We start from the raw sequence: 25778 nt of genomic DNA on the forward strand, positions 1-25778 counted from the left end.
TCGGAAGCCCCGGCAGATGAAGGATCGCGCCGCCGCGGCACGTCCGATCCGGTTCGTCGACAGGATGTCGTCATCGACAGGACGCCGCCCAACACGTCTCCATGGAATCCATGAACATTTCCGAACCGCCGTTCCACCGAACCTTCGGAAGTCTTTCGCCCGCCGACGGAGTGGGGCTTTCGTTAAGCCATCCTGACCATGATGACTGCGCGTCGGCCGTCCACCGCGTCGCCGGCCGCGCGACCGTGACGATCCAGAGCGATACAGATCCGACATGACCGCGTCCTCCGCGATCCCGGACACACCGGCTCGCCCGCGCCGGGGCCGCCGCTGGGGTGCGATCGCGGCGGCCGGCACCGCGGCGGCCGCTTGCTGCACCTGGGCCGCCTGCGGGCTGCTGAACGTCCCCGACCCCGTCACCCTCGCGGCCCTGGCCCTGGTCGAGCCGTCCTCGGTGGGCCCGTGGTTCCCGAGCCGGGTCGTCGAGGCGCCGGCGCAGGCCCGGGACCTGCCGTCCCGGCCGCGCCCGCTCCTCGACCGGGTCCCCTGGAAGGGGCGGACCGTCCCGCTCATGGACGTGCTGGCGGAGACCCACACCAACGCGTTCCTGGTGGTGCAGGACGGGGTCCTGGTCCACGAGTGGCAGCGGCCCGGCACCGGTCCGGCGACGCTGTTCCCGTCCTGGTCGGTGGCGAAGTCCATCGTCTCGCTGCTGGTCGGCGCCGCGGTGGCCCGCGGCCAGCTCGCCGAGACGGACCGCGTCTCCGCCCTGCTGCCGGAGCTGAGGAACGGCGCGGTCTTCGGCCAGATCACCGTGCGCAACCTCCTCGACATGGCGAGCGGGATCGCCGTGCCGGAGAGCTACGATCCCCGGCATCCCCTGACCGGCACCGCCGGGATGTACCTGACGCGGGACATCGAAGCCTTCGTGCGCGACCACGCGCATCTCGCGTTCAAGCCGGGCAGCCAGGGCCGCTACCGCAGCATCGACACCGAACTGCTCGGCCTGATCCTGGCCCGGACCGAGGGCCGGCCCCTGGCCGACATCCTCTCGGACCGGATCTGGAAGCCGATGGGCGCCCAGGCCGACGCCACCTGGAACCTCGACCGGCCCGGGGGGATGGAGAAGGCGTTCTGCTGCATCAACGCCACCGCCCGGGACTTCGCCCGCCTCGGGCTGCTGGTGGCCGATCAGGGCCGGGCGGGTCAGACCCGCATCATCCCGGCCCGGTGGATCGAGCGGATCCTGACGCCGGCCCGGCGCGCGGTCGACGGCTGGCAATACTCGGCCCAGTGGTGGCACGCCCCCGGCGGCGATGCCGACGACATCTCGGCGATCGGCGTCTACGGCCAGTACGTCTACGTCAACCGCGAGACCGGCACGGTGATCGTGAAACTCAGCGACCACGGCGCCGAGCAGGACGAGATCGATACCCTGTCGGTGATGCAGGCCATCGCGGCCGATCTCGCCGGGGGCCGCAAGGCGCCCTGAGGGCCCGCGCGGGGCGACGGCCGCGGTCAGGCCCCGGTCGGTCAGGCCCCGGTCGGTCCCGCATCCGTCAGGGACGGGCGCCGGGTGATCTGGTGCAGCCGGGCGAGGGACCGCGCCCGGCAGTTGCGGACGAGCCGCCAGCCGACGCGCTTCCACGCGATGGACGGCACCGGCGAGGCGGGATCGATGAGGGCGCTGAGCGCCCGCGTGTAGTCGAGCACCAAACCCGGGGTCCAGGTCATGGACCGGGCGCCGGTGCGCAGCAGGGCCGCCGCCCAGAATTCCGGGGTGGTCAGCGCCGCCGCGAGCCGGCGCCAGGGGTGGCCGCCGCGGCTGAACGCGCCCTCGACCGCGACGTCGAGGGCCCGGGCCGCCGTGGTCGAGCAGTTGCGGCTGATGAAGTTGTAGGTGGCGTCGCCGCGATACGCCTCCCAGAACGCCCGCAACCGGGGGGCGTCGATGCCGTTCAGGGTGACGGCGACGGTGGGCGGGCACCAATCCGCCACCTCGGCGGCGTGGGAGGGCAGGAAGCGCCCGGCCACGTCGTTCTCGGGCCCGGCGCGCAACGTCGACCGCAGGTTGGTCGGGGAATGGTCGACCTCCACCGCGGGGTAGTGACTGATGTACAGGTCATCCCCCTGGCCCAGGGCCGCGTGGCCCGTGGAATAGCGGCCGGCCGTGTCGACGGAGGCCACGTAGCGCCGGATCAGCCGCTGACTGGCCGGGGTGGTCGCCTGTCCGGTCGGGGTCCAGACATAGACCGTCAGGCTGCCGGGCTCGGTGGCGGCCGGCTCCGGTGCGGCGACGCGCAGGCGCCGCGCCCGGAGGCCGATCAGCGCCAGGTTGGCGCCGCTCAGGATCAGGAACATCCCGATGCAGTAGCCGACCGTCCCGGCATACCAGGTCGGCCACGGCTGAAGGTGGAACAGGCCGAACGCGATGCTGAGCGCGCCCAAGGCCACCGAGATCCGCCAGCCGGCGAATTTCAGCAGGCTGGCGATCGCGACCCGGACCAGCCCGTCGACCGTGAAGGCGACGCCGAAGATCAGGGCGAGCAGGAAGTTGCTGTGCCGCGTGGCCATCAGGATCAGGACGGCCATGATCGTCAGAAGGCCCCCCTGAAGGACGCGCAGCCGGCGGGCGGCCCCGACGGCGGTCGCGCCCAGAGCCAGGGAGATCACGCCGTCGGCCAGGAGGATCAGGCCGAACCACCGGTCCGGGACGTGGATCGCCCCGTCGAGGGAATCGACCACCACGACGATGCCGAGCAGCGCCCAGAGGAGGCCGACCGCCAGGATGAGGCGCCAGTGCCGGCCCACCGCGGCCCGTCCCACGAGCAGCAGCCAGAGGGGCGCCATCCGGCCGCCCACCGGATCCGCGTTCCCCGGCTCGGCCAGGGTCGAGAGGGCGCGCGGAAGAGATGTCGTACAGGGTCCGGACATGAACGGTCGCCCTCGAAAGTGCACATCGAAGAGCCTCTCGCACGAACGCGGCCGCACCGAAACGGCGGTGCGACGGATCGGGCGAAGATCGGGCGCTGCGCAAGGTTCTCCGGAGGCAACATCTGCGCCTTGGCTGAGGACTTCCTTAATCGGACCCCGGATGCACGCCCGCGCCCGCGACCGAGACGCGGATCATCTTAACGATCTCTGAAGATCGGACGCACCGCAGGACCCGGCGCGACGGCGGACCGGCGCCGCCCGTCGCAATCCCGGTCTGCCCGCCGGCCTGCCCACCCGTCTGCCCGCGACCGCCCCGCGGGATCGCCGGACCCGCGGGGCGGGGCTTCAGGTGCATCCAAAATACTATATCGCCGTGCGGACACCGGGGCTCGACGGCCGGTCTGACCGCCGGATGCCGGGTCACCCTTAGACTGATGGATCGGCAAACGTCCCAACATCTCTACAATAAATACAATTACCTTCGAAATATTATCCGCATCTTCGATGATCGAGACGCGTGCGGGCACGAACACGCCGCCCGGCACGCGCTACCGCGCGGCCGAAGCGGTAGCGGCCGCGGCGACACAAACCTATGCGCCATTGCGCCGACGGCCGGGGCCCCGCAGCGGACGGTTGGACCGCGTCTCCGGGACTGATTCGCGCGCCCACAGCCTGTCATCGCATGGGCATTTGAAGTCATCGCGCGGGTGATGCCGCTCAATCCCCGAAGGTGCGCAATAATTGTTGCGACTTCACCGCAGGACAACCTCATGTTTACGCGTCCGAGCAAAATATGTTCAGAGTGTATCCTAAGATAAAGCCTAGACATTTCAAGCAGTTTTTGTATTGTAAGGCGCCAATTTTGGCATATCCGAAGCAGTTCGACAGGGTACGGATGGGGTAATTCCGATCGCAGCGTCGGTCTTCCGTCTCCTGTCGGATCGTTTTGCTTCTTCGCGTAACCGGGGGATTCCATGAACACCATCGATCTGTACGAAAAGACCTCAGATCCGAATACGGACCTGATCAAGTGCACGGCTTCTCTGGTCGCGGCTTATGTCTCTCGGAACGCGGTGGGTGTCGGCGACCTGCCCGTTCTGATCGATCAGGTTCACACGGCCATCTCGGTCCTGCAGAACGGCACTTCGGGCGCCGGCTGGACCGGGCCGAGCGCGGCCCAGATCGAGGCCTCGATCCAGCACGATGGCCTGATCAGCTTCATCGACGGCCGGTCCTACAAGACCCTGAAGCGCCACCTCACCGCCCACGGCCTGACGCCCGAGCGCTACCGGGCCAAGTACGGCCTGCCGGCCGATTACCCGATGGTCGCCCCGGGCTACGCCGCCAAGCGGTCGCAGATCGCCAAGGCGATCCAGCTCGGCCATAAGGCGGCCTGAGAGGCGCGATCGCCTCGCCACCGGCAGCGGCCCGATCCGGCCGCCGCCGGTGCGTCGCATCCGGACGGCGCGCGCGGGACGTTCCGGACTCCGCCTTTCCGAAGGCGGGGCCGCCCGATCGGCCTCGCGGATCGCGGCGGTCGGGTTCAGGCCCGCGCCACAGCTAGGGTTCCGTCGTCCATGGCCACGAAGCGGGCCCCCGCGCGGCGGAGCGCCTCGACGGCGTGGAGACGGGAGCGGCTCCCGCGATGCTCGCTGTCGTCCTCCAGGCGCCGGACCGTGGAGTGCGACAGGCCGCTCGCCTGAGCCAGGTCCATCATCGACCAGTCGAGCAGCGCCCGCGCGGCGCGCAGGTGGTGTCCGGTCACGGATTGCTCCAGACCCGCGCGGAGGGGCACGGGAACCCGCGCGCCGGCGCCGACCGGGTATTTGAGACCGCACCGGCCGAGATAGGTACCGTCGGGATCCCAGACCGGCATCGTGAGGATGCGGAAGTGCCAGAGCTCCCCGTCGGCGAGGCGCTCATGGGCGGTCCCCTGGTAGACCGTCTGCTGCTCGATATGCTCCTCGGCCATCGTCCGGAAGGCCGCCCGCTCCCCGGGAACGATCAGCAGGAAGGGGTTGATGCAGATCTCCTCGAACGGGACACCGTGGACCTGCGCCATCTCGAAGGGCAGCTCGCGGACGCGGTCGAGCCCCATCGAGAAGGTGGCGATGCGCTCAGTCAGGTAGAGCGCCGCCCGGCGCCGCCGCTCCTCGTGGCGCGCATGGGCCAGCTGCTCGCGGTCGCTCACGTCGAGGGCCGTGCCGTTGACGGCGACGGGCCGCCCCTCGGCCGAGAAGCGCATCTCCATCGTCAGCGACAGGGTGCGCTGCGTGCCGTTCGGGCGCAGCACCCGGACGATCGCCTCCCGCGGGACATGACCCTGCCAAACATCGGCGAGCGACGGCATCAGGGGCCGGTCATCCGGATGGACCAGGGAGAGCAGCAGTTCGTAATGCGCCTTCGCGGCATTGGGGACGAGGCCGAGCAGGCGGTAGAAGCCCGGGGACCAGACCTGCTCGCCGCCGGCGAAAACCCAGCTCCAGGCGCCGCTGATGCCCCGACCTTCGGTGATGGTCAGGAACTCTCCGGACGAGAACGTCAGGGCACTGAGAGCGGAATGAAACATACCAGAGAACCCGGTGCATTCGACAGATGATTCTCGCCGGCCTCGAACCGAGCGACAGACGAATCGATGGCGCGGCAAGATTCAGGACGCGCCCGGAACTCGGAACACGTTCGGCGCCGGCGAGCATTTCACAGGGTCAACCGCCTCGCAACAGTGGAAACCGGTTGCTGGAGCGACGCCAGCGCAGGCCTGAACTTCGGACATGGTTTCCGTGCAGGAGACGGAACCCGTGAACCGCGATCTCCCTCACGCGAGCGGACCCCGGCGCCCGTCCGGCATGAGACGCCGCGGCCGGCATGCGTTCGGATCGGACAAGGGAGGCCCTTACCGCGGCACGCACTAAAGCAGGCTTAAACCGCGCAGTTTCCAACCCATGAAACAGATTCATAAGTCTTGTCGCAATGACATCGGCCCGATGACTACCAATATATTCCGAAATATTTCCACATTGAATATTGAAAATATCTATTCATAACAGGTGTCTTTCGGCAGATGCACACGCGAGACAACATCATCCGGCGCGGATATAAGCACGTGCGCCGCCCGGTTCCCGCCGACGCCCGCACGAGCGCCCCGGGGCGCCGAGGCGGGCCGGACGGTGGGGAGCGGGTCGGCACACCGGGAGGAGCCACATGAAGGTCGCCTGCATCGGCGAGTGCATGGTCGAATTGTCGGAGCGCCCGGACGGGAGCCTCGCCCGCGGCTTCGGCGGCGACACCCTGAACACCGCGCTCTACCTCGCCCGCCTCGGCGTCGCGGTCGATTACGTGACCGCCCTCGGCGACGACGTCTGGAGCGCCGAGATGGCGGCGGCCTGGGCACGCGAGGGCATCGGCCTCGACCGGGTCCGCCGGCTGCCGGGGCGGATGCCGGGTCTCTACATCATCCGCACGGACGAGGCCGGCGAGCGCAGCTTCCATTACTGGCGCGACCGGGCCGCGGCCCGGGACCTGTTCGCCGAACCGGGGGCCGCCGGGACCCGGGCCGCCCTGGCGGCCTACGACCTCGTCTACCTCTCCGGCATCAGCCTCTCGCTCTACGGCGAGGCCGGCCGCGCGGCCCTGTCCGAGACCCTGGCGGCCCTGCGCGCCCGAGGCGGACGCGTCGCCTTCGACACCAATTACCGCCCCCGCGGCTGGCCCGACCGGGACGTCGCCCAGGCCGCGTTCCGGACGGCCCTAGCGCAGGCCGACCTGATCTTCGCCTCGGCGGAGGATCTGGACTGGCTGTTCGGCGCGGCGGGGGAGGACGCGGTGCTGCGCCACCGCGCCCGGGCCGAGATCGTGCTCAAGGCCTCGGGCGGACCCGAGCCGGTCGCCCGGGTGCTGCACGGGGGATCCGACGTGGCGGTGCCGGCCGGGCCGGTGGCACGGGTGATCGACACGACCGCCGCGGGCGACAGCTTCGCCGCGGGCTATCTCGCCGCCCGCATCGCCGGGCTGGCCCCGGAGGCGGCCGCGGCCCGGGCGCACCGCCTCGCCGGCGCGGTGATCGGGCATCGCGGCGCCGTGATCCCCCGGGACGCGATGCCGGCCCTCGACCGCGCGTTCTCCGGCGCGGGGGCCTGACGGCGGCGAGCGCGTGCCGCCGCCCGGGGCGGGGCGCCCTTGAGACGGGCAAGCGCAGCCGCTACCTGTGCCATCGGGGGATGGCCCCCGCAGCAGGATCGCCGCGCGTCGAGCGGCCGAGAGGGCAGCCGTGGCGCCGAGTCCCCCGCCGATCCAGGTCCCCGAGCCCGACGCCCCCGCGCCCGGCGGCGGCGCCCCCAAGACCCGGGTCAGCACCCGGGGCCGGCTGCGCACCTACTTTCTCACCGGCATCATCGTGGCCGGACCCCTGGCGATCACCGCCTACATCACGTGGTGGTTCATCGCGCTGATCGATTCCTTCGTGAAGCCGCTGGTGCCGGCGAGCTACCTGCCCGACCATTACCTGCCGTTCTCGATTCCCGGCCTCGGCCTCGTCATCGCGTTCCTGGCGGTGACGCTGCTCGGCTTCCTCACGGCCAACCTCGTCGGCCGCTCGGTGATCGAGTTCGGCGAGGTGCTGCTCGCCCGGACCCCGGTGATCTCCGGCCTCTACAAGGGCCTGCGCCAGATCTTCGAGACCCTGTTCTCGGCCAACGGCACCTCGTTCCGCACCGTCGGGCTGGTGGAGTTCCCCGTGAAGGGGACGTGGTCGGTGGTGTTCGTGTCGGCCCCCGCGGCCCCCGAGGTCGAGGGCCCGCTCCGGGCCCGGGGGGCGGCCGCGGACGAGCTGGTCGGGGTGTTCCTGCCCTGCGCGCCCAACCCGACCACGGGGTTCTTCTTCTACCTGCCCCGGGCCGAGGTGGTGGAGCTCGCCATCAGCGTCGACGACGCGGCCAAGCTGGTGATGTCGGCGGGGGTGATCCAGCCGGAGGATCCGCAGGCCCGGCTCCAGGGCATGGCCGCGTCCCTGCGGGCGGCCCACCAGGCGGGCGGACCGGCACCGCGGCGGGAACCGCAGGACGCGTGACGGCGGCGGGCCGCCGGCCATGAAAAAGGCCGACCCGCGTATGCGGGCCGGCCCTCCGATGGGTCGCGGGGGTCGAAGGATTCAGCGCTGCAGCGAGGCCGTCTGCGGGGCGATGGTCGGCGGGGTCGCCTGCGCCACCGTCACGGTGCCGCGGTGCGCCGCCGGCATCCAGCCGGTGGCGCATTGCAGGACCAGGGCGAGACCCAGCGCCATGCACAGGCCGTTGGCGGCCATCCAGAAGGGGCGCGCCGCCCGCCGCACGGCGGCCTGCAGATCCTCCGCGGTCCGGCTCGCGGCCTCGGCGGCGCGATCCGTGATCGGCAGCAGCCAGGGCTCGGTCGGCAGGGCTTGGATGCCGGCCATCTCGTTTGAGCCCGGCAGGTTTTGGAACAGTCCGTTCGACATGTTCGTCCTCCAGATTCGTCCGTGATGTCCCGGCTTACCGGGCCATTCGTTCATCTGCAGTTAAGGGAAGATTGTGGCTGTTGCAAGGTCGCGGCCCTTGCCGGCGGCTCGCCCGCGGCTTCGACGGAGGCGGCAAAGCTTCCGCCGGAATCCGATAACGCACTGATCCGCAACGCTTTTTCAGGACGGCTGTGACATCGCTGCATCGGATCACCGATCAGGCGGCACCGGGTGCGGGATCGCACCTGAATGCGGGGCTTTCCTGAACGGGGGGCTTTCCTGAACGGCGCCGGTCACCCGGCCCCGATCAGCCGGATCGCGGCCTCGCGCTCGAACAGGTAGAGCAGCCCCCGCAGGGCCTGCCCCCGGGGGCTCTTCAGGCCTGGATCGCGCTCCACGATCATCCGCGCGTCGTCGCGGGCGGCCTCCAGCAGGGCGCCGTCGCTCTCGATCCGCGCCAGCCGGAACGCCGCCAGCCCCGACTGGCGGGTGCCGAGCACCTCGCCCTCGCCGCGCAGCTTCAGGTCCGCCTCGGCGATCCGGAACCCGTCCTCGCTCGACCGCATCATCTCGAGCCGCGCCCGGGACACCTGCCCGAGGGGCCCCCGGTACAGCAGCAGGCACGAGGATGCCTTCGAGCCGCGCCCGACCCGGCCGCGGAGCTGGTGCAGCTGCGCCAGCCCGAACCGCTCGGCGTGCTCGATCACCATGATGGTGGCCTCGGGCACGTCGACGCCGACCTCCACCACCGTGGTCGAGACCAGAAGCTTGGTCTCCCCGGCGGCGAACCGGGCCATGGCGGCGTCCTTCTCGGGCCCCGGCATCTTGCCGTGGATCAGCCCAACCGCGGCGCCGAAATGCCTCTGCAGGTCGTCGAAACGCTCGGCGGCGGCGGCGAGGTCGATGAACTCGGATTCCTCCACCAGCGGGCAGATCCAGTAGACCCGCTCCCCCCCGGCGATCGCCCGGGCGAGGCCGGCCACGACCTCGTCGATCCGCTCGGTGGGCAGGGTGATCGTGCGGATCGGCTGCCGGCCGGCGGGCTTCTCGTCGAGGACCGAGACGTCCATGTCGCCGAAGAAGGTCAGCGCCAGGGTGCGGGGGATCGGCGTCGCGGTCATCACCAGGAAGTCGACCGCCTCGCCCTTGGCGCCGAGGGCCAGGCGCTGGTGCACGCCGAACCGGTGCTGCTCGTCCACCACCGCGAGGCCGAGATCGCGGAAGGTCACCGCCTCCTGGAACAGGGCGTGGGTGCCGACCAGGATGTCGATCTCCCCCGCGGCGAGGTCGGCGAGCGTGCTCTTGCGCTCGGCGGCCCGGTCGCGGCCGGTCATCAGGCGCAGGCGCAGGGAGCCGGCCAGCGGCTTCAGCCGCTCGAAATGCTGGCGGGCCAGGATCTCGGTAGGCGCCATCAGCGCGCCCTGACGCCCGGCCTCCACCGCCGAGGCCAGGGCGAGCAAAGCCACCGCGGTCTTGCCGGAGCCGACATCGCCCTGGAGCAGGCGCAGCATCCGCCGGGGCGCCGCGAGGTCGGCCCGGATCTCCGCCACCGCCCGGGCCTGGGCACCGGTCAGCGCGAAGGGGAGGGCGGCCTCGATGCGCCCACTCAAGGCGCCGTCGCCGGCATTGACCCGGCCGGCCTTGCGCCGCTGGCGGGCGCGCAGCAGGGCCAGAGCCAGCTGCGAGGCGAGGAGTTCGTCGTAGGCAAGCCGCTTGCGGGACGGCGTCGCGGGCGGCGGCTGGAGCGGGTCCTCGGCCTTCGGCGGCGCCTCCTCGGGACGGTGCTCGGCGCGCAGCGCGTCCGCGAAGGCCGGAAGACGGTTCTTCTCCAGCCAGGCCGCATTCTGCCATTCCGGCAGGACCGGCAGCCGGTCGAGGGCCGCCACCGCGAGCTTGTTGATCGCCCGGGAGGTCAGCCCCTCGGTGGCGCCATAGACCGGCTCGACGGCAGGCAGTTCGGCGAGCCCCGCCTCGTCGACGATCCGGGACGGGTGGACCATCTGGCGCGTCCCGTCCCAGAGGTCGATCCGGCCGGTGATGTAGCGGTGCGCCCCGAGCGGCAGCATCTTCTCCACCCGGGGGCGGGGCATGCCGAAGAAGACCAGCGTGATGTCGTGGCCGGAGGCATCCTCCACCACCACCCGGTGCGGGCGCCTGCCCGAGCCGATCTGGGCCGGGCGGTGCTCTACCACGGTGACGCCGAGGGTGACCGGCTCGCCCACCGGCGCCTCGCCGACCGAGCCCATGAGCTTCCGCGCCACGCCGCCCTGGGGCAGGTGGAACAGCAGGTCCACGACCCGGGCCTCGCGCTCCGGCGTGCCGAGCAGCTTCTCGATGAGCGGGGCCATCTTGGGGCCGATGCCCGGCAGGGTGCGGGCCGGGGCGAACAGGGGATCGAGGAGGCTCGGGCGGAGCGCGGGCGCGCGGACGGCCTCGCCCCCGGGCGCCTCGGGGTCGTTCGGTGCCGCGTCCCGGGGGGCGGCGTCCTGAAGCGCGCGTGCATCTGTCATGGCGGTACGGCGGACATGGTGCCGGAGGCGCCTTATCATCCGGTGCATCCCGGCGCGCCAGTGCGTCGTGATGGCGACCGACCCCGGAGATCGATCCCATGGCCAGCGACTTCCTGCCGGGCTTCGGCCGGCACCGGATCGAGACCGCGCCGGGGGTGACGATCCACGCCCGCTCGGCCGGCGCCGGGCCACCGGTGCTGCTCCTGCACGGGCACCCGCAGACCCTGTCCACATGGCTCCACGTCGCCCCGCGTCTCGCAGAGCATCGCACCGTGGTGGCGATGGACCTGCGCGGCTACGGCGATTCGTCAAAACCCCCGGGCGGGGCGCGCCACGCCGCCTATGCCAAGCGCGCCATGGCGGCCGACGCGGCGGCGGTGATGCGGGCGCTGGGCCACGAGCGCTTCGCCGTGGTCGGCCACGACCGGGGCGGCCGCGTCGCCCACCGGCTGGCCCTGGACCATAGCGGCGCGGTGGACCGGTTGGCGGTGTTCGACATCGCCCCCACGGCGACCATGTACGCGCGCACCGACAAGGATTTCGCCACCCGCTATTTCTGGTGGTTCTTCTTCATCCAGCCCCATCCCCTGCCGGAGACGCTGATCGGGGCCGATCCGGAATATTTTCTGCGCCACCACGTCGAGGGCCAGTCGAAGACCCCCGGCTCGACCCCGCCCGACCTCTTCGCCGAGTACCTGCGCTGCTATGCCGACCCGGCCTGCCGCCACGCGATCTGCGAGGATTACCGGGCGGCGGCCGGGATCGACCTGGAGCACGACGCCGCCGATGCAGACGCGCGCATCACGGCGCCGCTGCTGGCGCTCTGGGGGGCGAAGGGCGTGGTCGGCCAGACCTACGACGTGCTGGCGACCTGGCGCGAGAAGGCGACCGCTGTCTCCGGGCGGGCGCTCGATTGCGGCCACACCCTCCAGGAGGAGCGGCCGGACGCGGTTGTTTCGGAGCTGGCGGCGTTCCTCGCCTGAGCAGGACGCCGGAGGACCGGGCTGCGGCGCCGTGACCCCGCGGGCCGGAGCCGGCCGCCCTTGGCAGGCGCGCGGAAAGGCGCAGATAGAGCCCGTCGCCGCGCCGCTCGGGTCCGGCGAGCGGGCCAACCGTGCAGGGAGCCATGTCCGACACGCGCGCAGTTCGATTCGACGTCGCCGTGGTCGGGGCCGGGGCCGCGGGCCTCGCCGCCGCCTTGAGCCTCGCCCGGGAGGGCATCCCGACGGCCCTGGTCGGCCGCCACGCCCCCGTGGCGGACGGGCGCACCGTGGCGCTGCTCGACGGGTCGGTGCGCTTCCTGGAGGCGCTGGGCGCCTGGGCGGCGGTGGCGCCGCTGGCGAGCCCGCTCTGCACCCTGCAGATCATCGACGACACCGGCAGCCTGTTTCGGCCCGCGCCCGTGCGCTTCCAGGCCGCCGAGATCGGCCTCGACGCCTTCGGATGGAACGTCGAGAGCGCCCGCCTGGTCGAGAGCCTGCGCGCCCGCGCCCGGGCCCAGGCGAACCTCACCCTGGTCGAGGCGGATGCCGCCGGCACCACCCCCGGGGAGGCGGCCGCCCGCATCACCCTGGCGGCGGGCGGCACCGTCGAGGCGAGGCTGGTGGTCGGCGCCGACGGGGGCCGCTCGCCGCTCCGGGCCGCCAGCGGCCTGCGCGTGCGCGACTGGACCTACCCGCAGAGCGCGCTCACCACGATCCTGGCCCATGACCGCCCGCACCGGGACGTCTCCACCGAGTTCCACACCCGCTCCGGCCCGTTCACCCTGGTGCCGCTGCCGGGCGGGCACCGCTCCAGCCTGGTCTGGGTGACCGGGGAGACCGCGGCCCGGCGGCTGGCGGCGCTGGACGACGCAGATCTCGGGCTGGCGGTGGAGCGGCAGGCCCGGTCGATGCTCGGGGCCATGCGGGTCGACGGACCCCGCGGCCTCGTGCCCATGCGCGGGCTCGCGGTGGCGCGCCCGGTGGCGCAGCGGCTGGCCCTGATCGGCGAAGCGGCCCACGTCTTCCCGCCGATCGGCGCGCAGGGGCTCAATCTCGGCCTGCGCGACGCCGCGACCCTGCGCGACGTGGTGCTGGGCGCCGCCCGGGACGCACGGGATCCCGGCTCGCGCCCGGTGCTCGACGGCTACGCCCGCGCCCGCCGCGTCGACACCGCCGCACGCACCGCCGCGGTGGATCTGCTCAACCGCAGCCTGCTCACCGACCTGCTGCCGGTGGACGCGCTGCGGGGCCTCGGCCTGCTGGCGATGGCGCAGCTCGGGCCGCTGCGGCGGCTGGTGATGCGGGAGGGGGTGCTGCCGCGGCTCGGCGCACCGGAACTGATGCGCGCGGCGCGCTGACCGGGCCGCTCGGCTCCGCGGGCCGGGTCGGAGTCCCGCCGGGACTCCGTCAGAATTCCGGCTGGGCGGTCACGTAGGCGCCGAGGCGGGTCGCGAGGTCGACCGGGCCGCCGGCCCGGGGTTCGGCGGAATCGCCGATGAGGATCACCGGGATGCCGCGGTCGCGCAGCTGGGCGCGCAGCCTGGCCGCGCGGCGGGCATAGGCGGGATCCCGGCGGGTCGGCGCCTGCAGCAGCACCGCGGCCGGCCGTGCGATCACGGCCAATACGTCGTCGGCCGCCTCCATGGAGGCGGTCACGCTCGCGTAGCCGAGGCTGGCTAGCTCGCCCGAAAGGGAACGGTCCACGGCACGGACGCCGTCGTCGACCACGAGCACTTGTTGCAGCGCACCCATAAGCTTGAGCGGTACTCCATCCGGCACGGATTGGAAAGGTAGCCGTGACCACAATCCTTTGCAGAACCCGCGAGGGGGCGGATCGGATCCGTCGGTCCGTGTGCAGATGCGAGACTACCCACGGCGCCTGAGCGCCGGATGAACCGCGGCCGGGGGGACCGGTACCGTTCAGGCGTTCTCCACGGCCACGGCGGTCCCGCCCGACAGGATCGGGCGATAGCCGGCGCTCCGCCACGTCTGGGCGTCGGTCTCGGGGATCGCACCGCGGGGCAGCGGCGCGGCCGCGCAGGCCGGACCGCGATAGGTGAGGTTCCCCTCGGCGTCGCGGGCGATGGCCAGGAGGGCCCGGGGCAGGGGCGCACGCTCCGGATAGGCCAGGGTCGCGGCGAGATCGCGCAGGCCGGGGCGCGTGAGCACCGCATTCTCGCGTAAGACCAGGGATTCGAGGCGCGGCGGCGCGCCGGCCTCGGCGCCCGCCCGCAGGCCCAGGTCCACGGGCGCCCGATGCACCACGTTGAGGGTCCGCACGGTCCAGGGCAGGGGCAGGGCGGCGAGGGCGGCCTGGGCCACGCCCGGGACGACGAGCCGGGTCGGCACGGGTCGCAGCAGGGCGGATCCGAAGCCGGCCGCTTCGAAGGGAATCACGGTCTCGAGACCGGCGCCGGCCGTCAGCGCCGCGCCGAGGCCGGTCACCAGGCCGCGCAGGTCGTGGGCGGGCAGGAGCGTCAGGATCCGCTCGTCGGCGGCCAGGGGCAGCACGTCGAGATGCGCGGCGATCGCCGCGGCGAGCGCCGCCGCGGTGCGGTAGACCGGCCGCTCCGGATCGCCGTCCGCGAAGGTCACGAGGCCGCGGCTGGCGACCGGTTCGGCCACGCCGCGTTCCAGCGCCATCGCGTCGAGGCTGATCACGCCGTCCGGCACGCCCGGGCCGAAGGCGGCGAGATAGCGCAGCCTGAACTGGCGGATCGCCACGTGGGTGAGTTCCTCCGCGGGCCGGCGCGCCCCGCGGCGGCCCTCGGTCAGCACGCCCAGGAGGTCGGCGGCCTCGATCCCGGCAGAGAGCTGCGCGGAATCCCAGCCGGCCGGCATCGCGCAGGGCAGATGGCCGGCCGCCTCGACGGCGAGGTGGGCCAGAGCCGCCTCCGCACCGCCGGAGAACCACACTCCGATCCGGCTGCCGGGCGGGAGCCGCCACGCGCCGATCCCGCGGGCGAGCCGGCCGACGATCTCGGAGGCGGCCGCGTAGGTCCAGGTGATCGGCGGGCGCCCGCACCACGCGGCCCGGTCGCCCGAATCACGCAGCGCCGTGCGCTCCGGTGCGGAACGCGCCGCCGCGACCAGGCAGGCGGGCAGGCCGGCGGATCGCGCGGACGCGTCCGGTGCGGCACGGGCCGCCCTCTCCGCCACCGCGAACGCGCTCAACCCACCGCCCCCACCGATACTGCAGATCCGCCGGCATGGTCGGCCGATTACGGTTAACCAACCGCTAAGACCGGAGGGTGACGGCCGGCCGGGCCAAAGCGGGCCGGACCGATCACGCCCTCGTGCGAGGTCGTGCTTGCAAGGCCGCGCTTGCGGCCGGGCGGGCGCGGGCCTATCGGGGGGCCGGCCGCGGCCCGGAAGGCCCCGAGAGGCCCGCCAGGCCGCGGTGTCATGCCTTCGCCTCATTCCAGGGGAAAGGCAGGCCGCCCGGTCGCCGGGGCGGGAACTGCGCGCATCCGGGCGCCCGTCCCCCCCGATGGCCGGACCGATTCATCCGGAGTTCCGGAAGGCACGCCACGGCGGCGCGCACCCGGACGGTCCGGCGGACCTGCCGCCAGGCGGGCTCCGCATCCTGCAAGTTCACCGCACACCACATCTCGTCCAAGGGGTCAGAGCCGATGTCCTTCACCCGCCCCGCGCCGCACGTGCGCGCCGCCCTCCTCGGTCTCGCGGGCCTCGGCCTCGCGGCCGCTCCGGCGCTGGCGCAGCCGAAGAAGCCCGCCCCGACCGCGCCCGCCCCGACCGCCCCGGCCCCGGCCGCGCCGGGCACCCCGGCGGCCAACACCCCGGCGGCCCAGACCGGCCCGCAGATCGTGGCGGTGAAGTCCGAGCCGAGCCAGGCCGACTGGACCAAGGTCTGCGGCAAGGATCAGGGCTCGGGCACCGACATCTGCTACACGACCCGCGACTTCGTGTCCGACCAGGGCCAGCCGGTGCTGGCGGTGGCGGTCTACGAGATGAAGAACGCCGCCCAGAAGCAGGAGGTGCGCGTGGTGCGCTACCTGCTGCCGCTCGGCCTGCTGCTGCAGCCGGGCATCCGCTTCAACGTCGACGGCCAGGCCGGCACGCCCGGCCGCTTCGCGGTCTGCTTCCCGAACGGCTGCTTCGCCGAGGCCGGGGGCGTCGATGCCGGCGTCGTCGCGGCGATGAAGAAGGGCACGACCCTCAACGTCTCGGTCCAGAACCAGACCCAGCGCGAGGTCACCTTCGCGGTGCCGCTGGCCGGCTTCGGCAAGGCCTTCGACGGCCCGGCGATCGACCCGAAGGTCCTGGAGGAGCAGCAGAAGAAGCTCCAGGCGGAGCTGGAGAAGCGCTCCGAGGACATGCGCAAGAAGCTCGAGCAGCAGGGCGGCGCCGCCCCGGCCGCCGGTGCCGCCCCGGCGGCGAAGTAACCGCCGCGCAGCGCGCGACCCGCGGGGGCCGGACCGGGCAGGTCCGGCCCTTTCGCGTTCGCGGCCGCCGATGCGCTAACGGATCCCCATCGGGCCCGGACCGGGCAGGACGATCAGGATCCGGAGGTCGTGGTCGGGCACGTAGTCCCGGGCCTCCCACCGGAACGTGGTGGGTCCGATCCTCCGGACGCCCGTGCGGCAGAAGCTCACGACCGCGTCCGGCGTCCCCTTATCCACCGTCAGCGTGAAGCGCCCGATCGGCGCGGCCCAGTTGCGCGCGGTGGTCACGATGTAGGGCACCACGAAGGCCCGCAGGTGGCCGCTCGCGTTCGGGGCCCTGGCGTGCAGGCGCCGGATCGCCGCCAGCACGGCCCCGTCCAGGCAGTAAGTCGCGCGGTAACCGGCGCGGGCGGCTTCCTTGGGATCGAGGAGGTGAAACCCGCTGACCGGGGCGTAGCTGTGGGCGATCCGGACCTCTGTCCCGGGCGGGAAGGTCTGCAGCCAGTGGAATTTCGCCTCGCTGCGCCACAGCCCCTCGATCGGCCCATCGTTCGGCGCCTCGGTCGTGCCCGCGCCCTCGGGGAACAGGCCGGCCTTGACCAGCTCGGCCCAGTCCGCCTGGCCGAGGCGCTTCTCGGCGGCGGCGAGGTCGGCGAAGCGCAGCGGGTTGAACGGCAGGCCGTGGCGGCGCAGCAGGTCCGTCACCTCGCGCTCGCCCACGAAGGCGCGCTCCTCCAGCGCCGGCTCGACCGGACGGCCGTCGACCGTCACGGTGAAGCCGACGAAGTTCGCCCGCTCGGCCTGCGGCAGCTTGAGGGCGGACGCGCTGAGCAGGCGGCCATCGATCGGCGGCAGCGGGAACGCGATCCGGACCGTGCGCGATTCATCCACCCGGTTGCGGAACACGTAGGACACGTCGATCCGGTCGAGGCCGATCGACAGATCCTCGCTGGCGAGGGCGATCCCCGGCTCCGGCACCAGGACCAGCCCGCCGGCATCGAGCTCGGCAGCGCTGTCATTGGCGCGGGCCGGAGCGCAGAGCAGGGCCGCGGCCAGGAGTGTCGCGGCGGCGGATCGGGGCTTGGCGGACATGGCGGCGAACTCGTCCGACGGCACGGCGGCCGTCGGACCGAGGCTAAAGCGCCGCCCGTGTCGGAAGCTTTACGAGTTCGGTCAGTTCGTGGCGCGGGCGCGCATCCGGTAGGCGCCGGCGGCGTCGCGCACGAACATCTCGGCGATCCCGGCATGGCGCAGGGCCTCGCCCGACGTGTCGGGCAGAAGGTTCTGCTCCGACACGTAGGCGACGTATTCGGTCTCGGCGTTCTCGGCCAGCAGGTGGTAGAAGGGCTGGTCCTTGCGCGGCCGGACCTCCTCGGGGATCGACATCCACCATTCCTCGGTGTTGTCGAAGACCGGGTCGACGTCGAACACGACGCCCCGGAAGGGGTAGATCCGGTGGCGCACCACGGCACCGATGGCGAATTTGGCGGTTCTCAGGGTTACGTCCGTCATGGTTCAGTCCGTCCTGACGGGACAGATAGGTCCGATGACGGGGCCTGTCACCGGGTGGGCGCGGATCCCCCCGTCCCGGCGGCCTGGGCCAGGCGGTCCCGGACCGCGAGCGCCGCGGGCAGCGGCCGCCACAGGACGCTCATCTCGGCGATCAGCCCGGCCGCATCGAGGCGCCAGACGTCCACGCCGTCGAGCCGGTGCGGGCCGGCCGAGGCCCCGAAATACGCGGCGGCCCGCCCGGGCCCTTCCAGGATCTCGCGGATCTCGAAGGCGTCGATCGTCGCGAGCAGCGCGTCGACCACCGGCCGGATCGCGGCCTTGCCGCGCACGGGCTCGGCGGCGAGCGGCGTGTTGAGCACGACGCCGTCGGCCATCTGCGCGAGCATGCCGTCGGGATCCTTGGCCTGCATGGCGGCCGCGAAGGCGCGGACATGGGTGAGGTTCATCGGAGATCTCCTGCGGGTTGGGGGGGCCGGATGCCGCGTTCGGCGGCGATCGCCCGGGCGGTGGCCTCGCGCCGGGCGGTGAGGTCGGCGGCCCGCGCTCGCGCCTGCGCCACGACGGCCGGCGGGGCGGTCCGGGGGGTGCCGCTGTCGAAGGGCGGCTCGGGGGCGTATTGCATCCCGAGCTGGATGCCCTGCGCGGTCTCCGTGCCGCGCAGTTCGGCGGCGAGGCGCAGCGCCCCGTCGATCCCCGCGGTGACGCCGGCCGCGAACACCCAGGTGCGGTCCTCCGCGTCGCGGTCGATCACCACCCGCGCATCCACCGGCTCGGCCCCGAAGAAGGGCAGCAGGTGGACCGCGTTCCAGTAGGTGGTCGCCCGGCGCCCCACCAGGAGGCCGGCCGCCCCCAGCAGGAGGGCGCCGGTGCAGACCGAGAGGACATGGGAGGCGCCCATTGCCTGCTCCCGGATCCAGCCGAGCACGGCCGGATCGCGCATCAGCGCCTCCTGGCCCTGGCCGCCCGGGACATGGAGCACGTCGAGCCGGGGCGCGGCGTCGAGGGTCGCGTCCGGCAGGATCCGCAGGCCGCGCACGTCGCGCACCGGATCGGGGGTGGCCGCGTAGATCCGGTAGGTGCTGTTCGGGATCCGGGCCAGGATCTCGAACGGGCCGGTGAGGTCGATCTGGTCGAGCCCCTCGAACAGGAGCGAGCCGATCTGTAGGTGGGTGTCGGGCGGGATCATCGGAGCCTCCGGGGTGGACAGGGCGACCCTACCGCGTCACGCTCTGGCCCGAATGACAAAGAGCCCTCGTTTTTCGCCAGATGCGCCGCGGCCCGTCGAGGTGCTGGCCTTCCCGTCGGCGCAGCTCCTCGACGTGGCAGGGCCGCTCCAGGTGTTTGCCACCGCCAACGAGCGCGGCGGCGTGGGCCAACCTTACGCGCCGCGGGTGATCGCGACGGGCGAGCCGACGCTCACCACCTCGGCGGGCCTGCGGCTGGTGGCCGAGCCGCTGCCCGGCGACGACATGCCGGTCGACACGCTGGTGATCGCGGGCGGCCCCGGAATCCTGGCGGCCTGCGACGACCCCACCCTGGTGGCCTGGGTCCGGGCGCGGGCCGGACGGGCGCGCCGGGTCGCCTCGGTCTGCACCGGGGCGTTCCTGCTGGGGGCGACCGGGCTCCTCGACGGGCGGCGGGCGGTGACCCATTGGCATCATTGCGGCGAACTGGCCGGGCGCTACCCGCGGGTCCGGGTCGAGCCCGATCCGATCTTCGTGCGCGACGGCCCGGTCTGGTCCTCGGCGGGGGTCACGGCGGGGATCGACCTGGCGCTCGCGCTGGTCGAGGAGGATCTCGGCCGCCCCCTCGCCCTGGCGGTGGCGCGCCACCTCGTGATGTTCCTGAAGCGTCCGGGCGGACAGGCGCAGTTCAGCGCGGCGCTCGCCCTGCAGGCGGGGGAGGAGCGGTTCGGGCGGCTCCACGCCTACATCGCCGACAACCTGTCGGGCGATCTCGCGCTGCCGGCGCTGGCCGCAGCGGCGGGGATGAGCGCACGCAGCCTCAGCCGGCATTATCTCGAGGCGACGGGCCTCACCCCGGCCAAGGCCGTGGAGCGCCTGCGGGTGGAGGCGGCCCGGCGGGCGCTCGCCGAGACCGCGCAGCCGGTGAAGCGCATCGCCCGGACCTGCGGCTTCGGCTCCGAGGAGACGATGCGGCGCAGCTTTCTAAGGCACGTCGCGGCGACGCCGCAGGAGTACCGGGCGCGGTTCGGGGGCTAGCGCTTTTCCCCTCCCCTGGCGATCCCGGGCTTGCCCGGGATCGCTCGAGCTTGCGGGGAGGGATCAGGGGTGGGGGTGGTGCAGGATCGAGCGTTCCGGTGCCGCCTGCACCACCCCCACCTCCAACTCCTCCCCACAGGGGGGAGGAGAGCGCGTCGGCGCAAATGTGTGCCCCTTGTAGGTTCGGGAGAGAGGGGGTTCACCCCAGCTGATACACCGCCGCCAGTTCCGGATCCTTCGCGGCCACGAGCTTCGCCAGATCCACGATGACCTTGGCCTGCTTCCAGGTGGCGTCGTCCTGCATCTTGCCGTCGAGCATCACCGCCCCGGTGCCGTCCGGCATCGCCGCCACGATCCGGGCCGCGAAGGCGACCTCGGCGGGGTCCGGCGCGAAGACCCGCTTGGCGATCGCCACCTGGCTCGGGTGCAGCGTCCAGGCCCCGGCGCAGCCCATCAGGAAGGCGTTGCGGAACTGGGCCTCGCAAGCCGCGCCGTCGGAGAAGTCGCCGAACGGGCCGTAGAACGCCTTGAGGCCGTTGGCCATGCAGGCATCGACCATCTTGGCGATCGTGTAGTGCCAGAGATCCTGCTGCGCGGTGGCCCGCGGGGCGTCGCCCGCGGGATCGCTGAGCACCCGGTAATCCGGGTGGCCGCCGCCGACCCGGGTGGTCTTCATGCCGCGCGACGCCGCGAGATCCGCGGGCCCGAGACTCATCCCGTGCATCCGCGGCGAGGCCGACGCGATGGCATCGACATTGGCCACGCCCTCGGCGGTCTCCAGGATCGCGTGGACCAGGATCGGCTTGGCGATCCCGTGCCGCGCCTCGAGCTGGGCGAGCAGCTGGTCGATGTAGTGGATGTCCCACGGGCCCTCGACCTTGGGCACCATCACCACGTCGAGCTTGGCGCCGACCTCGGCGACGAGGGTGAACAGGTCGTCGAGAATCCAGGGCGAGTTGAGGGCGTTGATACGGGTCCAGAGGCCGGTGCCGGTGGCGGCGAAGTCGGTCGCCTGGGCCATGGCGACGAAGCCCTTGCGCGCCGCCTCCTTCTGGTCGGCCGGGACCGCGTCCTCCAGGTTGCCCAGAACCACGTCGACGGTCCCGGCGAGCTCCGGCACCCGGGCGCGGACCTTGTCGTTGTGCGGCGGCACGAAGTGGATCATCCGCTCCAGCCGCACCGGCAATTCGCGGAACGGGGCCGGCGCGCCGGTGGCGAGGGGCTGGAAGAAGCGGCGGGGCAGTTTCATCGGGTGCCTCTTGTCAGGGCTGGCGTCCGCCCCCGTTAGAGCCGATCCCGATCGCATTGCAATCGGGCCCGATCCTGGATTCCAAAGGACGAGTCCTTTGGCGGGTGCAGGGCAGAGCCTTGCTGTACGGCTCTTCCACCCCCGCGCTGGGGTGGAAGAGCCGTTCGTCGGGGTTTCACCCCGACACCCCACCAAAGGGCTCGCCCTTTGGGATCCCGTGACCATACCCTAGCCCCGCCGGCCGCCGCGGTCGCTCATCCCGATCCGGCCGAAGAAGTCACCGCTGCCGGCCACGACCACGAGGCGCCGGACCTCGCCCCGCAGGAAGGCCTGGAGGAAGCGGTTGTAGTCGCGGAACGAGACGCAGCCGTTCGAGGCGCCGGGCTGACGCAGCATGTAGGTGTGGGCCAGCAGGCCGTCGCGGCCATGGACCGCGCCGCTGCCGCCGACCGGGGTGAGGCGGATCGCCCGCACCCCGTGGAACAGGCTCTCGCGCTCGGTCAACGCGTAGGTGCCGGGGGGCGTCGAGCCGCGCATGCGCAGGTGGACGAAGCGCGGGTTGTCCATGGCTTCGCCGAGGCCGGAATGGGCCTCCAGCACCTCGCCGGAGGGCAGCGTCACCGTGCGGGCGCTGATGTCGTAGACCGCCGTGCCGGCCACGGAGTCGGGCGCCGGGCTGATCCGGGTGCGCGGGGCCTCGCGCGGCAGGGCGTCCGGGCTGGCATAGGCCAGGGCCTGGCGGGATTCCGGACCTGGCGCCGCGGCGCCGACGCCGAACAGCTTCTCGAAGAAGGAAGGCTCCTCCGCCATGGCGGCGCGGAACACGTCGCGGGTGCGGGGCAGGGCGCGGGACGCCACCCGGGGGGCGGGGGCGGGACGCCGCAGCTCCGGCGGGCGCGCCACCGGGAGCGGGACGAGGGCGGCCGGCGTCGGCTCGGCCGCGGCGAGCCGCAGCGGGGCCGAGGTCGCCTCGGCGACCGTCGTCCTGGGCGACGCCCCCGGGGCCCGCGCGGTCCGGATCTGCGCCGCCCTGACCTGCTCGGCGCCGGCGACCTGCCGGGCGATCTCCCGGATCGCCGGGGACGGCTCGGATGCGGCGATCTGCGTGGCGACTTGGAATCCGGTCAGCAGCGCCTCGGTGCCGAAGGCCATCGCCGCTCCGGAGCCCAGGGCGGGGCTCGGATCGAGCATCCAGGCGATGTTCGGCTGCGGCGCGGCGTGCGGGGCGGTGGCCAGCGCCGGCCGGAGCGCGGGCGCGGCGAGGGGCGCGCGCTCGTCGGGGGCGGGCGGCCCGGCGAGCATCGCCCAGCCGGACAGACTCACCGCCGTCAGGGCGATCAGCGCCGTCAGCCGGGTGCGGCGGCGGGCGCGCCGCATGGCGCTGGGATAGGGGGCCCGGGTGCGGGCGACGGGATCGTAGGCGGTCTCGACATAGACGACCCGCGGGGGCGCCGTCCGCCGGGCGGGCTCCGCCATGGGGTGCGCAATTCGGGGGTCCGCAGTTCGGGACGACGCAGCCTGGGCCATTCGGGGAACTCGCGCACGCGCTTCCCCGTGGGCAGCCGCCGCCGTTCGCCCGCGGAGGCTTGTTCCGCGCGCGTGGCCTGGGTTGCCCGTCTGGGGAGGACTTCAACCGTCCGCCCCATTAAGCGGCCTTATGGTTAAGTCTTGCTGAAGACGCGCACGCCGCGGCGAATACGCGTTCAGGGCGCCTGTTCGGCGGCCTCCATCGGCCCGTGCCGGCGCGCGACCAGCAGGCAGAGCAGGGCCACCGGCACGCCGATCAGCGACGTGCCGACGAAGAACCAGGGGAAGCCGGTCCGCTCGATGACGAAGCCCGAGACCCCGGCGAGCAGGCTGCCGGGCAGGGCGCAGAGCGAGGTGAGCAGGGCGTACTGGCTCGCCGCATGCGCGGTCGCCGAGAGGCGGGACATGTAGGTGATCAGCACGATCGACGCGAAGGCGTAGGCGAAGCCCTCGATCCCCACGGTGGCCGCGAAGGTCCAGAACGCCGCCCCGCCATGGCCGCCGTGCCAAGCGAGGTAGGCCAGGGCGAGGTGCGACGCGGAGGCCGTGACCGTGCCGACGAGCAGGCTCGCCATCATGCCGATCCGCGGGATGATGGCGCTCGCCAGGAACGTCCCGCCGAGCGCGATCCAGAAGCCGAACAGCTTGGTGACCGTGGCGATGTCGGTGTTGGAGTAGCCCAGCGTCTTGAACAGCGGGATCGCCATGGCGCTCGACACGTAGCCGGGCATCCGGAAGCCCGCCACCAGGGCGAGCACGGGCACGGCCAGCGGCCCGAGCCGGGCCAGGAGGTCGCGGATCGGCGCCCAGACGGTCTCGACGAAGCCGCCCATCGCCGGCGTCGCCGGGGCGGGGGGCTCGGGGGCGAGCAGGGCCGCGACGGTGCCGGGGGCCATCAGCGCGGCCATGCACAGGTAGGCGGCGCGCCAGCCATAGGCGTCGGACAGGTACAGGGCGCCCGCGCCCGCCGCGAGGTTGCCGATCCGGTAGCCGATCTCCGACCAGGACGACATCAGCGCCTGCTGCGCGGGGGGCGCGGCGGTGATCCGCCAGCCGTCGATGACCACGTCCTGCGTGGCCCCCGCCACCCCGAGGGCCAGGGAGAAGGCCACGGTCCAGGCCAGCCAGTGCGCCGGGTCGCCGAAGGCCACCCCCGCCAGCGCCAGCGCCACCAGGATCTGCGTGGCGACGATCCAGCCGCGACGGCGCCCGAGCCACCGCCCCAGCAGCGGCGGGTCGTGGCGGTCGAGGAACGGTGCCCAGAGGAACTTGAACTTGTAGGCGATGGTCAATTCGCTCATCAGGCCGATGGTGGCCAGCGGCACCTTCGCCTGGACGAGCCAGGCCGATTGGGTGGCGTAGACGAGCAGGAACGGGATGCCCTGGGCGAAGCCCAGCCCCAGCACCGCCATGACCCGCCGGTCGGTGAACAGGGGCTTCAGGAAGGCGTTGGTGTCGGACTTCACCGGGTCGGGCGCGCCGGTGACCTGCGCCGGGTTTGCCATCCACGCCTCTCCTGAGCTGCGTGGGGGAGAGAGCAGATCCGGCCGCGCGGTGCAACGCGCGCGGGGCCGTCGCACCGGGCCTCCCGCAAGGGGCGCGCGGCATCGCTTGCACCGCAAGGTCGCCCGCCAAGGCCCGCCCGGGGCGCTGGGCGCCGCCCGCCCACCCCTGTAAGCAGCGGCACCGGGATCGCCGGCCGGACGGGAGCCCCAGGGACCGCCATGAAGCCCATCGACCGCGCCGCCGACGACGTCGAGCCCGGGGACCTGCCGGGCATCCCGCGCCCGCGGGAGACCCTGGGGCTGGTCGGCCACGCGGCGGCGGCCGACGCCTTCGCGGCCGGCATCGCGGCGGGGCGGCTGCACCACGCGTGGCTGATCGGCGGCGCCCCCGGGATCGGCAAGGCGACGCTCGCCTACCGGGTCGCCCGGCGCCTGCTCGCCCATCCCGGGGGCGGGGGCCCGCCCGGGCTCGACCTGCCGGCGGGCGACCCCGTCACCGGCAAGGTGGCGGGCCTGTCGCATCCGAACCTCGTGGCCCTGCGCCGCCACCGGATCGCGGGCGCCAAGGCGCTGCCGACCAAAATCTCCGTCGACATGGTCCGCCGGGCCCTGGACCTGTTTTCCGCGACCGCCACGGATTCCGGCTGGCGCGTCTGCATCCTCGACAGCGCCGAGGACCTGAACGCCAACGCCGCCAACGCCCTGCTCAAGGTGCTGGAGGAGCCCCCGCCCCGGGCCCTGTTCCTGATCCTGTCCCACCAGCCCGGCCGGCTGCTGCCGACGATCCGCTCCCGCTGCCGGGCGCTGATGCTGCGCCCCCTGGCGGCCGGGGAGGTCGCCCGGGTGGTGCGCGGGCTGCCGGAGCCGTTCCCGCAGCCCGAGGAGGCGGCCCTGGCCCGGGCGATCGCCCAGTGCGAGGGCTCGGTGGCCCGGGCCCTGGCGATGCTCGACCCGGTCACGTCCGGGCTGGTGGCGGAGGTCGAGACCCTGCTGGCGCGGGCGCGCGACCCCGATTGGGGCCGGGTGCTCAAGCTCGCCGAGACCCTGGCGGGGCGCGACGCGGAGACGCGGTTCGCGGCCGCCCAGGACGCGGTGCTGCGCTTCGTCTCGGCCGAGCTCGACCGCCGCCGGGACGAGCCGCCGGCGCGGCTGGCGGCCCTGGTGGAGGTCGCCGACCGGTTCGGCCGCGCCGCCCGGGAGGCGGCGATCTACAACCTCGACCGGCGCCCGGTGGTGCTGTCGCTGTTCGGGGATCTGGCGGAGGTCGGGTAGGGGCCGGGCGGAGCCGGCCCTTTCAAAGTGTTTGGATTGGGTCGCGTTCGGGACGGTCCGCCCAAGGGTTCACACCTCTCCACTTGACGCCGACGCGTCGAAAAACGTGCGCTTTCCCTCCCCCTTGCGGGGAGGGGTCAGGGGTGGGGGTGGTGCAGACGACACCGCCCCGTTCGATCCTGCACCAC

General features: G+C 73.0%; 22 protein-coding genes. 9 read left to right on the forward strand and 13 right to left on the reverse strand.

Translation table 11 applies throughout. The annotated features are described in order from the left end of the window. Positions 1-274: 274 nt before the first annotated feature. Positions 275-1492: a serine hydrolase domain-containing protein gene (locus AC3IF1_RS17340; protein WP_243967367.1), complete on the forward strand. Its 1218-nt coding sequence runs from the start codon at positions 275-277 to the stop codon at positions 1490-1492. A 41-nt stretch (positions 1493-1533) separates the two neighbouring features. Here the strand turns inward: AC3IF1_RS17340 and AC3IF1_RS17345 are convergent, their stop codons facing one another. After that, positions 1534-2934, reverse strand: coding sequence for an HdeD family acid-resistance protein (locus AC3IF1_RS17345; RefSeq protein WP_489218628.1), 1401 nt, complete (start codon positions 2932-2934; stop codon positions 1534-1536). 974 nt (positions 2935-3908) lie between these two features. Between AC3IF1_RS17345 and AC3IF1_RS17350 the strand changes: the two genes are divergently transcribed. Continuing rightward, complete coding sequence (locus AC3IF1_RS17350; protein ID WP_243967365.1) at positions 3909-4331, forward strand: Ros/MucR family transcriptional regulator; 423 nt, start codon at positions 3909-3911, stop codon at positions 4329-4331. 146 nt (positions 4332-4477) lie between these two features. On the opposite strand, the gene AC3IF1_RS17355 is transcribed toward AC3IF1_RS17350, so the two are convergent. Further along, positions 4478-5503 carry a PAS domain-containing protein gene (locus AC3IF1_RS17355; protein WP_243967364.1) on the reverse strand — a complete coding sequence of 342 codons (1026 nt, stop codon included), beginning with the start codon at positions 5501-5503 and terminating at the stop codon, positions 4478-4480. A 632-nt stretch (positions 5504-6135) separates the two neighbouring features. On the opposite strand from AC3IF1_RS17355, the gene AC3IF1_RS17360 reads away from it, so the two are divergent. Next, positions 6136-7071 carry a sugar kinase gene (locus AC3IF1_RS17360; RefSeq protein WP_489218630.1) on the forward strand — a complete coding sequence of 312 codons (936 nt, stop codon included), beginning with the start codon at positions 6136-6138 and terminating at the stop codon, positions 7069-7071. Positions 7072-7201: 130 nt separating this feature from the next. Beyond that, complete coding sequence (locus AC3IF1_RS17365; RefSeq protein ID WP_243967362.1) at positions 7202-7999, forward strand: DUF502 domain-containing protein; 798 nt, start codon at positions 7202-7204, stop codon at positions 7997-7999. A gap of 81 nt (positions 8000-8080) precedes the next feature. Here AC3IF1_RS17365 and AC3IF1_RS17370 read toward each other — a convergent pair whose 3' ends face one another. Together AC3IF1_RS17370 and recG are read right to left on the reverse strand one after the other, a co-directional pair. Next, positions 8081-8404 (reverse strand): hypothetical protein, encoded by a 324-nt coding sequence (locus AC3IF1_RS17370; protein WP_243967360.1) that lies wholly within the window; start codon positions 8402-8404, stop codon positions 8081-8083. A gap of 293 nt (positions 8405-8697) precedes the next feature. Beyond that, complete coding sequence (gene recG / locus AC3IF1_RS17375) at positions 8698-10914, reverse strand: ATP-dependent DNA helicase RecG (RefSeq protein WP_489218631.1); 2217 nt, start codon at positions 10912-10914, stop codon at positions 8698-8700. A gap of 98 nt (positions 10915-11012) precedes the next feature. On the opposite strand from recG, the gene AC3IF1_RS17380 reads away from it, so the two are divergent. Both AC3IF1_RS17380 and AC3IF1_RS17385 read left to right on the forward strand, forming a co-directional pair. Then, the gene (locus AC3IF1_RS17380; protein WP_243967358.1) at positions 11013-11897 is read left to right on the forward strand and encodes an alpha/beta fold hydrolase; all 885 of its coding nucleotides are present in this window, start codon (positions 11013-11015) and stop codon (positions 11895-11897) included. Positions 11898-12040: 143 nt separating this feature from the next. Beyond that, on the forward strand, positions 12041-13255 hold the full coding sequence (locus AC3IF1_RS17385; RefSeq protein WP_243967357.1) for a UbiH/UbiF family hydroxylase: 1215 nt from the start codon (positions 12041-12043) through the stop codon (positions 13253-13255). 49 nt (positions 13256-13304) lie between these two features. Here AC3IF1_RS17385 and AC3IF1_RS17390 read toward each other — a convergent pair whose 3' ends face one another. Both AC3IF1_RS17390 and AC3IF1_RS17395 read right to left on the reverse strand, forming a co-directional pair. Then, the gene (locus AC3IF1_RS17390) at positions 13305-13649 is read right to left on the reverse strand and encodes a hypothetical protein (RefSeq protein WP_489218633.1); all 345 of its coding nucleotides are present in this window, start codon (positions 13647-13649) and stop codon (positions 13305-13307) included. Positions 13650-13817: 168 nt separating this feature from the next. Continuing rightward, the gene (locus AC3IF1_RS17395; protein ID WP_489218634.1) at positions 13818-15071 is read right to left on the reverse strand and encodes an AMP-binding protein; all 1254 of its coding nucleotides are present in this window, start codon (positions 15069-15071) and stop codon (positions 13818-13820) included. A 458-nt stretch (positions 15072-15529) separates the two neighbouring features. Between AC3IF1_RS17395 and AC3IF1_RS17400 the strand changes: the two genes are divergently transcribed. After that, entirely contained in the window at positions 15530-16303 is a 774-nt protein-coding gene (locus AC3IF1_RS17400) for an invasion associated locus B family protein (RefSeq protein WP_243967354.1), read from the forward strand. A gap of 75 nt (positions 16304-16378) precedes the next feature. Here the strand turns inward: AC3IF1_RS17400 and AC3IF1_RS17405 are convergent, their stop codons facing one another. The 4 genes from AC3IF1_RS17405 to AC3IF1_RS17420 all read right to left on the reverse strand — a co-directional run bounded on the left by AC3IF1_RS17405 (position 16379) and on the right by AC3IF1_RS17420 (position 19001). Next, complete coding sequence (locus AC3IF1_RS17405; RefSeq protein WP_489218635.1) at positions 16379-17395, reverse strand: DUF4424 domain-containing protein; 1017 nt, start codon at positions 17393-17395, stop codon at positions 16379-16381. Between the two features lie 81 nt (positions 17396-17476). Next, complete coding sequence (hspQ, locus tag AC3IF1_RS17410) at positions 17477-17815, reverse strand: heat shock protein HspQ (protein WP_243967352.1); 339 nt, start codon at positions 17813-17815, stop codon at positions 17477-17479. Positions 17816-17862: 47 nt separating this feature from the next. Then, on the reverse strand, positions 17863-18261 hold the full coding sequence (locus AC3IF1_RS17415; RefSeq protein WP_243967351.1) for a nuclear transport factor 2 family protein: 399 nt from the start codon (positions 18259-18261) through the stop codon (positions 17863-17865). Continuing rightward, positions 18258-19001, reverse strand: coding sequence for a DJ-1/PfpI family protein (locus AC3IF1_RS17420; protein ID WP_489218636.1), 744 nt, complete (start codon positions 18999-19001; stop codon positions 18258-18260). The genes AC3IF1_RS17415 and AC3IF1_RS17420 overlap by 4 nt, the downstream gene beginning before the upstream one ends. A gap of 52 nt (positions 19002-19053) precedes the next feature. On the opposite strand from AC3IF1_RS17420, the gene AC3IF1_RS17425 reads away from it, so the two are divergent. Next, the gene (locus AC3IF1_RS17425) at positions 19054-20037 is read left to right on the forward strand and encodes a GlxA family transcriptional regulator (RefSeq protein WP_489218637.1); all 984 of its coding nucleotides are present in this window, start codon (positions 19054-19056) and stop codon (positions 20035-20037) included. 199 nt (positions 20038-20236) lie between these two features. Here AC3IF1_RS17425 and AC3IF1_RS17430 read toward each other — a convergent pair whose 3' ends face one another. The 3 genes from AC3IF1_RS17430 to AC3IF1_RS17440 form a co-directional block, all read right to left on the reverse strand. Next, a complete protein-coding gene (locus AC3IF1_RS17430) occupies positions 20237-21286 on the reverse strand; it encodes an HpcH/HpaI aldolase/citrate lyase family protein (protein ID WP_243967348.1) in 1050 nt (349 codons plus the stop codon). 228 nt (positions 21287-21514) lie between these two features. After that, positions 21515-22813 carry a DUF2778 domain-containing protein gene (locus AC3IF1_RS17435; RefSeq protein ID WP_489218638.1) on the reverse strand — a complete coding sequence of 433 codons (1299 nt, stop codon included), beginning with the start codon at positions 22811-22813 and terminating at the stop codon, positions 21515-21517. Between the two features lie 176 nt (positions 22814-22989). After that, a complete protein-coding gene (locus tag AC3IF1_RS17440; RefSeq protein WP_489218639.1) occupies positions 22990-24318 on the reverse strand; it encodes an AmpG family muropeptide MFS transporter in 1329 nt (442 codons plus the stop codon). A 219-nt stretch (positions 24319-24537) separates the two neighbouring features. Here AC3IF1_RS17440 and AC3IF1_RS17445 point away from each other — a divergent pair, with 219 nt between their 5' ends. After that, a complete protein-coding gene (locus AC3IF1_RS17445; protein ID WP_489218640.1) occupies positions 24538-25590 on the forward strand; it encodes a DNA polymerase III subunit delta' in 1053 nt (350 codons plus the stop codon). Positions 25591-25778 lie beyond the last annotated feature (188 nt).

It is taken from the genome of Methylobacterium sp. E-012 (assembly GCF_057836545.1).

Bases quoted from the DNA above. Each gene is read 5' to 3' on its own strand.
- AC3IF1_RS17340 (WP_243967367.1), top strand. From the start codon at position 275: ATGACCGCGTCCTCCGCGATCCCGGACACACCGGCTCGCCCGCGCCGG.
- AC3IF1_RS17345 (WP_489218628.1), bottom strand. From the start codon at position 2,934: ATGTCCGGACCCTGTACGACATCTCTTCCGCGCGCCCTCTCGACCCTG.
- AC3IF1_RS17350 (WP_243967365.1), top strand. From the start codon at position 3,909: ATGAACACCATCGATCTGTACGAAAAGACCTCAGATCCGAATACGGAC.
- AC3IF1_RS17355 (WP_243967364.1), bottom strand. From the start codon at position 5,503: ATGTTTCATTCCGCTCTCAGTGCCCTGACGTTCTCGTCCGGAGAGTTC.
- AC3IF1_RS17360 (WP_489218630.1), top strand. From the start codon at position 6,136: ATGAAGGTCGCCTGCATCGGCGAGTGCATGGTCGAATTGTCGGAGCGC.
- AC3IF1_RS17370 (WP_243967360.1), bottom strand. From the start codon at position 8,404: ATGTCGAACGGACTGTTCCAAAACCTGCCGGGCTCAAACGAGATGGCC.
- recG (WP_489218631.1), bottom strand. From the start codon at position 10,914: ATGACAGATGCACGCGCGCTTCAGGACGCCGCCCCCCGGGACGCGGCA.
- AC3IF1_RS17380 (WP_243967358.1), top strand. From the start codon at position 11,013: ATGGCCAGCGACTTCCTGCCGGGCTTCGGCCGGCACCGGATCGAGACC.
- AC3IF1_RS17385 (WP_243967357.1), top strand. From the start codon at position 12,041: ATGTCCGACACGCGCGCAGTTCGATTCGACGTCGCCGTGGTCGGGGCC.
- AC3IF1_RS17390 (WP_489218633.1), bottom strand. From the start codon at position 13,649: ATGGGTGCGCTGCAACAAGTGCTCGTGGTCGACGACGGCGTCCGTGCC.
- AC3IF1_RS17400 (WP_243967354.1), top strand. From the start codon at position 15,530: ATGTCCTTCACCCGCCCCGCGCCGCACGTGCGCGCCGCCCTCCTCGGT.
- AC3IF1_RS17405 (WP_489218635.1), bottom strand. From the start codon at position 17,395: ATGTCCGCCAAGCCCCGATCCGCCGCCGCGACACTCCTGGCCGCGGCC.
- hspQ (WP_243967352.1), bottom strand. From the start codon at position 17,815: ATGACGGACGTAACCCTGAGAACCGCCAAATTCGCCATCGGTGCCGTG.
- AC3IF1_RS17415 (WP_243967351.1), bottom strand. From the start codon at position 18,261: ATGAACCTCACCCATGTCCGCGCCTTCGCGGCCGCCATGCAGGCCAAG.
- AC3IF1_RS17420 (WP_489218636.1), bottom strand. From the start codon at position 19,001: ATGATCCCGCCCGACACCCACCTACAGATCGGCTCGCTCCTGTTCGAG.
- AC3IF1_RS17425 (WP_489218637.1), top strand. From the start codon at position 19,054: ATGACAAAGAGCCCTCGTTTTTCGCCAGATGCGCCGCGGCCCGTCGAG.
- AC3IF1_RS17430 (WP_243967348.1), bottom strand. From the start codon at position 21,286: ATGAAACTGCCCCGCCGCTTCTTCCAGCCCCTCGCCACCGGCGCGCCG.
- AC3IF1_RS17435 (WP_489218638.1), bottom strand. From the start codon at position 22,813: ATGGCCCAGGCTGCGTCGTCCCGAACTGCGGACCCCCGAATTGCGCAC.
- AC3IF1_RS17440 (WP_489218639.1), bottom strand. From the start codon at position 24,318: ATGGCAAACCCGGCGCAGGTCACCGGCGCGCCCGACCCGGTGAAGTCC.
- AC3IF1_RS17445 (WP_489218640.1), top strand. From the start codon at position 24,538: ATGAAGCCCATCGACCGCGCCGCCGACGACGTCGAGCCCGGGGACCTG.